Origin of the sequence: Pseudoalteromonas sp. TAE56, from assembly GCF_000497955.1 — a bacterium.
Classification (GTDB): Bacteria; Pseudomonadota; Gammaproteobacteria; order Enterobacterales; family Alteromonadaceae; genus Pseudoalteromonas.
The window spans coordinates 33257-40138 of record NZ_AUTN01000051.1 but is presented as its reverse complement, the minus strand read 5'-3'; the positions used below and the strand labels follow the sequence as shown (position 1 = coordinate 40138).

The window sequence follows — 6882 nt, the reverse complement described above, 5'->3', positions numbered from 1 at the left end:
AATCAAACCTATAACGAAGCTGCCATTGCGCTTGGATTAAGCCCGTTTAAACGCTTTGTGCATTTAATTATTCCGCTTTTAAAACCCAGTATTGGTAGCGCATTTGCTTTAGGCTTTGCGCACACATTGGGTGAGTTTGGTTTGGTATTAATGATTGGCGGTAATATTCAGGGGCAAACACAGGTGGTGTCTATTGCGCTTTATGACCATGTTGAATCGTTAAATTATACGGCGGCGCATCAGCTTTCACTTATTTTATTGGCGATTTCGTTTGCCTGTTTAGTGCTGTTATTTAAGTTTAATAAAAGCATTGTTGGGGTTAAGCAATAACATGATTAAGTTAAGCCTTTTTAAAGCACTCAATAATTTTGATTTAGATATAAACCTTAAGCTTGAGTCGTTTAATGTACTCGGTGTTTACGGGCCTTCTGGCTCGGGTAAGTCAACATTACTGCGTTGTATTAGTGGTTTAGAGCCTGCAAAAAGTGTTTATATAAACAATCAACCAGTGCATGAGCTGCCAAGTGATAAACGCGGTATAACGCTTCAGTTGCAATCGTGCCCGTTGTTTCCTCATTTAGATGTGGCAGGTAATTTAGCGTTTACACAAAAACACTGCGGGAATAAGCAAACAAGCTTAACGCTAGAATACGTTGTTAAAACACTTGAATTACAAGACTTACTAAACCGTGATGTACAAAGCTTATCGGGCGGCGAACGCCAACGTGTAGTATTTGCACGCACTTTGCTTGCTGGTCAAAAATTTATAATGCTTGATGAGCCTTTTAGCGCGCTTGATTGGTCATTGCGTTTTAAAACACTCACTAAACTTAGCGAGATTGCTGTTAAGTTTAATATTAAATTTATAATAGTAAGTCACTCATTAAAAGAGCTGCTATTTTGCTGCGATACCCTTATTCAGCTTGATAAAGGTAAGGTGATAAACCAAGGTGCAAGTGCACACGTTGCAAAAGCTATTTATGCAAACGATAGGCAAACACCGCTGAGCTTAATTAATTACGATGTTGTTAAATTTGATGAAGACTACGGGCTATATCAACTGCAATTACAGCAAAGTGAGCAGCCGCTTTTTGTGCTTCCTGCACTTGTAGATAGCAGTAACAAGCTAATTATAGAAAGTGAGCAAATGTCGCTTAGTGCGTTAAAGCCTGAGCAAACAACGCACAGTAATGTTTTAAAGACGGTATTAACTCAGGCTGAGCTTATTAACAACAAGTGGCAGTTAACGCTTAATGTAGATGGGCAAACTTTGTATTGCTTGGCTTCAAGACGAGTGTGGGACAAAAACAACTTTAAAGTGGGCGATGTGCTTTATACAACAATCAGTAATCTAGAATAACTAAATGCTGCACACCGCACATTGACTGTTTTTAGCTATTTTAAAACGATTAAACTCCATGCTTAAACCATCCACCAGCAATAAGTGTTTGTCTAAGCCACTTGGCAAACCAGCAAGCATTTTTAGTGCTTCAGTAGCCTGAATACTGCCTATTAGCCCCACAATAGGAGAGAGCACACCGGATTCAGAGCAGCTTTGTGTTTGTTCACTAAAAAATTGCGATAAACAACCATAACAGTGGCTGTTTCCATCCATAGTAAAACACGCGACTTGTCCTTCCATTCGTATTGCAGAGCCTGACACTAGCGGAACTTTAGCTTTAAAACAGGCGCTATTAAGTGCATTACGCGTTGCTAGGTTATCTGAGCAATCAATTACTATATCAATGTTATTAAATAGCTGCTCTGGAGAGGTATTTGCATCAAAAAATGCCTCAATAGTATTTATGTTTATTTCACTATTAAGCGCGTTAAGCTGTTTTTTAGCAGCACTGCATTTTGAGCTACCAATGTCGCTTTCTTTATACAGTATTTGCCTTTGCAGGTTGGTCACGTCTATTTCATCGTTATCAACTAAGGTAAGCGTGCCAACGCCAGATGCCGCTAAGTATTGACCTACCGCACAACCAAGCCCACCCACACCAATAATTAAAGCATGCGATTGCCATAGTCGCTCTTGTCCGTCTATATCAAGCTGCGGGAGCATAATGTGCCGTGAATAGCGCAGTTGCTGCTGGTAAGTGAGCGGTGTTTTTTGCATTTTCAAACTTCTCATACTTTTTTTGAACAATACCAAGTTGTTAAATCCAAGAGCAAGTAGTAACGCTTTTTATTTGCACTCTAACAACCCAGAGCCCTTCACTCATATAGTGCAACTATAACGTATAAAAACAACTGTTGCATGTAACCACATGAAATTTATAGTTTTTAATTAGTGGCTCAGTAATTGCTATATCGGGTTAACTTAAATTTAACAAAAATTGGGCTGCTACTCATATAAAAGGGTGGGGCATTAATAAAACAATAATACGTTTACGAGGAAAATAAACATGCAACCGAGTTCTGGGTTTAACCTAATATCGTTTAGCGGAAAAATGAAAGTATTACATCTGAGTTGGATGGTCTTTTTTGTGTCATTTTTTGTATGGTTTAACCATGCTCCTTTATTAGGTGCCATAGCGGGTTCACTTGGTATTACCATGGCACAGGTTAAAACATTACTAATTTTAAATGTAGCGTTAACTATTCCAGCGCGTGTTGTGGTGGGTATGCTAACCGATAAATTTGGTCCCCGTATTGTTTACGCGGCACTACTTATTAGCTGTAGTATTCCATGTTTTATGTTTGCTATGGCAACTACATTTGAGCAAGCAGCAATAGCGCGTTTTGCTTTAGGCTTTATTGGTGCTGGCTTTGTTGTAGGCATTAGAATGGTGAGTGAATGGTTTCCTGCTAACGAGTTGGGTATAGCGGAAGGTATTTATGGCGGCTGGGGTAATTTTGGTTCAGCAGCTGCGGCTATGTTATTGCCAATTATTGCACTAATGTTTGGTGGCGAAGACGGTTGGCGTTATGCAGTAGGTTTAACCGGCGTATTAAGCGTTATATTTGGTGTTATTTGGTACTTAAATGTAACCGATACGCCAAAAGGCGGTACATACTTTAAGCCTAAAAAAGTAGGCGCAATGGAAGTTACCAGTAAAGGCGACTTTGTATTACTGCTTATTATGAAAATCCCTATGTACGGCGCATTAGCATTACTTACTTGGAAGCTTTCGCCAACCGGTGCTAACTTAATTTCGGCTAATTTTGTACTTGCTGTGTATGCTTTTTTAGTCCTACTTTATATTTACGAAGTGTATAAAACCTTTGACGTAAATGGTCATATTTTTAAAGAGCCTGTACCTGAGTCGCATCGTTATGAGTTTAAGCAAGTGGCTGTTTTAAATATTTTATATTTTACAACTTTTGGTTCTGAGCTTGCGGTTGTTTCTATGTTGCCGCTGTTTTTTATGGATGTGTTTGCGCTTGATATGGTGTATGCCGGTATTTTAGCCTCTGCTTATGCATTTATGAACTTAGCATCTCGCCCAGGTGGTGGTTGGATTTCAGATAAATTAGGTCGTCGTATAACACTTATCGTACTTACGATGGGTCTTGCTGTTGGTTATTTTGTAATGGGCTTGGTTGATGCATCGTGGCCTTTATGGCTTGNTGTTCGTTCTTTGTGCAAGCCGGTGAAGGCGCCGTATTTGCGGCAGTACCACTAATTAAGCGTCGTTTAACTGGTCAAATTGCAGGTATGACAGGGGCTTACGGTAATGTAGGTGCGGTAGTTTACTTAACGGCATTGTCACTTGTTGATTATCAAACTTTCTTTTTCATTATTGCCGGTAGTGCATTACTTGGCCTAGCTGCACTATTTTTTATGAAAGAACCAGATGGCCATATTACCGAAGTAAATGAAGACGGCACCGTTGAACTTATTTCAGTGACTTAAGGCATTATTGACTATGTTTGATGAAACACACCAAGCTAAAGCGTTAAAAAATGAACTCAACGTTTCATTTGGCGGGCACAGCGCTAAAGGGTTAAAAGCAGAAAACCAAGATGCGTTTGCTGCTCTTAATACCAAAGCGCAAGAAAAAGAGTCTAAAGGCGTCATTGCCTGCTTAGCCGATGGGTGTTCATCAGCAAAAAATGCTAAACAAGCGTCTCAACTTTCGGTTACTCATTTTATAAATGAGTATTTAAATACCCCCGAAAGTTGGGCTGTTAAAAAGTCAGTGTCGAAGGTGCTAGCAAGTTTAAATCAGTGGCTGTATTCGCAATCGGTTAATTACAATCACTTAGGTCAGCGCCAAGCTGATTGGATGACGACTTTTACAGCGCTTATTTTAAAGTCGGCAACGGGTTATATATTTCACTTAGGTGATACGCGTATCACCCGCCTACGCGGGACTAAAATAGAGGCGATAACACGGGATCACAAAGTAAACGACACGCTAACACGTGCGCTTGGAGCACAACTTCATCAAGAAATAGATGTTTACGAAGTTGACCTAAAAGCAAACGATATTTATATATTAACCTGCGATGGCGTACACGATGTGCTCCCAAGTAGTGATATAGCTAAATTAATTAATGAGCACACTAATTTAGAAAATGCAGCTAAAGCAATTACCGAACTTGCATTAGCGCGAGGCAGTGACGACAACGTAAGTTGCTTACTGGTAAAAGTAGAAAACATTGCTGAGCAAAAACTAGATGAGCTTTATCATTCGCTAACTCGTCGCAAAATTCCACCTGCGCTTAATGTTGGGCAAAAAATTGATGACTACACGGTTATTCGTAAATTGCATGCCAGTAGTCGCTCGCATATTTATTTAGTGCAACAAGCGCCCGATATACCGCCAGTGGTTTTAAAAGCACCTTCGGTTAATTTTGAAGACGATGTGCACTACCTTCAAGGCTTTATAAGAGAAGGCTGGGTTGGACAACGCATAAACCACCTTAACGTGATGAAAGTACTGAGTACGCAATCGCAAAGTCGTTTTTTATATCATATTTGTGAGTACATGGACGGGCAAACACTGAGTGATTGGAAGCACGACGTGCCGCACCCAGAAATAACCCAAGTACGCAGTATTATTGAACAAATAGTACATGCACTAAGGGGGTTTCAGCGACTCGATATGGTACATCGTGATTTAAAACTCGATAACGTAATGATAGATGCGCACGGAAAAGTAACGCTCATTGATTACGGCACAGTAAGTGTTGCGGCTATGGACGAGTCGGTTAAACAAATTGCGGATGATTGCCCGCAAGGCACAGCCGACTATACCGCGCCCGAAACACTTATTACTATGCACGCCGATTTTAAAAGTGATTTGTTTTCACTTGGCGTTATTGCATACGAGTTATTGTGCTCAAAATTGCCTTACAAACCACTGCCACTTAACCACGTAGCGCCAAAAGATTATAGCCATTGGCACTACACAAGTATTCGTAAATACAGAGCCGATATTCCGTTTTGGTTAGATCAAGCCCTTATGAAGGCGCTTGCCCCTAAACCTGAGCTCAGATACCAAGCTTTTTCTGAGTTTATAAACGATATCAATAAACCTAACCCTTATTTAGAAAGTACCGCCAATAAAAGCTCTATACTAAAACGCGATCCAGTGATGGTCTGGAAATGTATTTCGCTGTGTTTATTTATTGCTTTGGTATGTGTATTAATAATTAAAACTTAGAGAACCAAAATGCTTAACTATAAGAACAACTTACCTATTATTTTTATACTGGGTTGCTTCACTGCGCCTTCAATAAGCCAAGCTTCGCAAACTGATCTTGATTTTAGACTGCGTTTTGAAAGCGCTGATCAAGACAATGCTTTAAAAGATGCAAGCGGCTTAACACTTAGAACCCGCTTAACGCATCAAACAGATGAGGTGAATGGTTTTTCAGCCCTTATTGAAGTAGAAGACATTCGCAGCCTATTCGGCGTAGATGATTACAACAATACGCTGGGTAAAAATACTAATTACTCTGTTATTGCAGACCCAGAAAACACTGAGATTGACCAAGGCTTTGTTAAATATGTACGCGATGGTTTATCGCTAAAAGTAGGGCGCCAAGTAATAGCACTTGATGGGCAGCGTTTTGTTGGGCACGTAGGTTGGCGCCAAGACAGACAAACCTTTGATGCCGCAACCATTAATTACGCATTCAATAATATAGATTTACAATACAGTTATTTAAATAAGCGTAACCGCATATTTGCTGACGATAAAGACATTAAATCGTCCGATCATCTAATTAATGCAAGCTTTAAAACCGACTACGGTAAAGTGGTTTTATACAGTTATTTATTAAGTGACGATGCACTACAAGACGACAGTTTAGACACTTATGGCGTTTCTTTTAACGGTAATAAAACTCTAAACGACATAAAATTTTATTACAAAGCGGAGTATGCAACGCAGTCTGCCTCAACAAGCGTGAACGATTTTGATGCCGATTACTATGCACTTGAAGGCGCTGTTGATTTAAATGGTTTGGGCATTAAAACAGTAACATTAAAAGTCGGCATAGAGTCACTTGGCTCTGACAATGGCGATTACGGGTTTGCAACACCACTTGCCACGTTACATAAATTTAATGGTTGGGCAGATACGTTTTTAAATACACCCACTCAAGGCTTGGACGACACTTACGTAAGTTTAAATGGTAAAGCGTTTGACGGAAAATGGCTGGTGGCTTATCACAGTTTTGATGCTAATGAGCAATCAAATGGGGTTGACGATTTAGGCAGTGAGCTAAACGTACAATACGTTAAACCTATTAATAAAACCTATTCTGTCGGTGTTAAATACGCCGATTACTCAGCGGGGGATACTGCTGCTAATAAAGTCGATACTCAAAAATTATGGGTATGGATGAGCGCTAAATTTTAACCCTCTTTATCTTCTAATATTCACTTGTAATTTATAGCGACACAAGATGGTGCAATTGCACCAT

General features: G+C 39.8%; 5 protein-coding genes and 1 pseudogene. 5 read left to right on the top strand and 1 reads right to left on the bottom strand.

What is annotated here, in order from left to right; translation table 11 throughout:
- Positions 1-330: molybdate ABC transporter permease subunit (locus L656_RS0101955; protein WP_024598002.1), on the top strand; the 330-nt coding region annotated here is incomplete at its 5' end.
- 1 nt (position 331) lies between these two features.
- Positions 332-1360, top strand: a complete 1029-nt coding sequence (locus tag L656_RS0101950) for an ATP-binding cassette domain-containing protein (RefSeq protein ID WP_024598001.1) — start codon at positions 332-334, stop codon at positions 1358-1360.
- On the opposite strand, the gene L656_RS0101945 is transcribed toward L656_RS0101950, so the two are convergent.
- Positions 1361-2119: a HesA/MoeB/ThiF family protein gene (locus L656_RS0101945; RefSeq protein ID WP_024598000.1), complete on the bottom strand. Its 759-nt coding sequence runs from the start codon at positions 2117-2119 to the stop codon at positions 1361-1363. It lies immediately after the preceding gene.
- A 289-nt stretch (positions 2120-2408) separates the two neighbouring features.
- Between L656_RS0101945 and L656_RS01000000121805 the strand changes: the two are divergent.
- The 3 genes and pseudogenes from L656_RS01000000121805 (at position 2409) to L656_RS0101930 (ending at position 6818) form a co-directional block, all read left to right on the top strand.
- Positions 2409-3859: pseudogene (locus L656_RS01000000121805) on the top strand (MFS transporter).
- Between the two features lie 13 nt (positions 3860-3872).
- Entirely contained in the window at positions 3873-5615 is a 1743-nt protein-coding gene (locus tag L656_RS0101935) for a bifunctional protein-serine/threonine kinase/phosphatase (RefSeq protein WP_024597999.1), read from the top strand.
- 9 nt (positions 5616-5624) lie between these two features.
- Complete coding sequence (locus L656_RS0101930; RefSeq protein ID WP_024597998.1) at positions 5625-6818, top strand: alginate export family protein; 1194 nt, start codon at positions 5625-5627, stop codon at positions 6816-6818.
- Positions 6819-6882 lie beyond the last annotated feature (64 nt).

Coding starts and splice junctions, on each gene's coding strand:
- L656_RS0101950 (WP_024598001.1), top strand. CDS start 332: ATGATTAAGTTAAGCCTTTTTAAAGCACTCAATAATTTTGATTTAGAT.
- L656_RS0101945 (WP_024598000.1), bottom strand. CDS start 2,119: ATGCAAAAAACACCGCTCACTTACCAGCAGCAACTGCGCTATTCACGG.
- L656_RS0101935 (WP_024597999.1), top strand. CDS start 3,873: ATGTTTGATGAAACACACCAAGCTAAAGCGTTAAAAAATGAACTCAAC.
- L656_RS0101930 (WP_024597998.1), top strand. CDS start 5,625: ATGCTTAACTATAAGAACAACTTACCTATTATTTTTATACTGGGTTGC.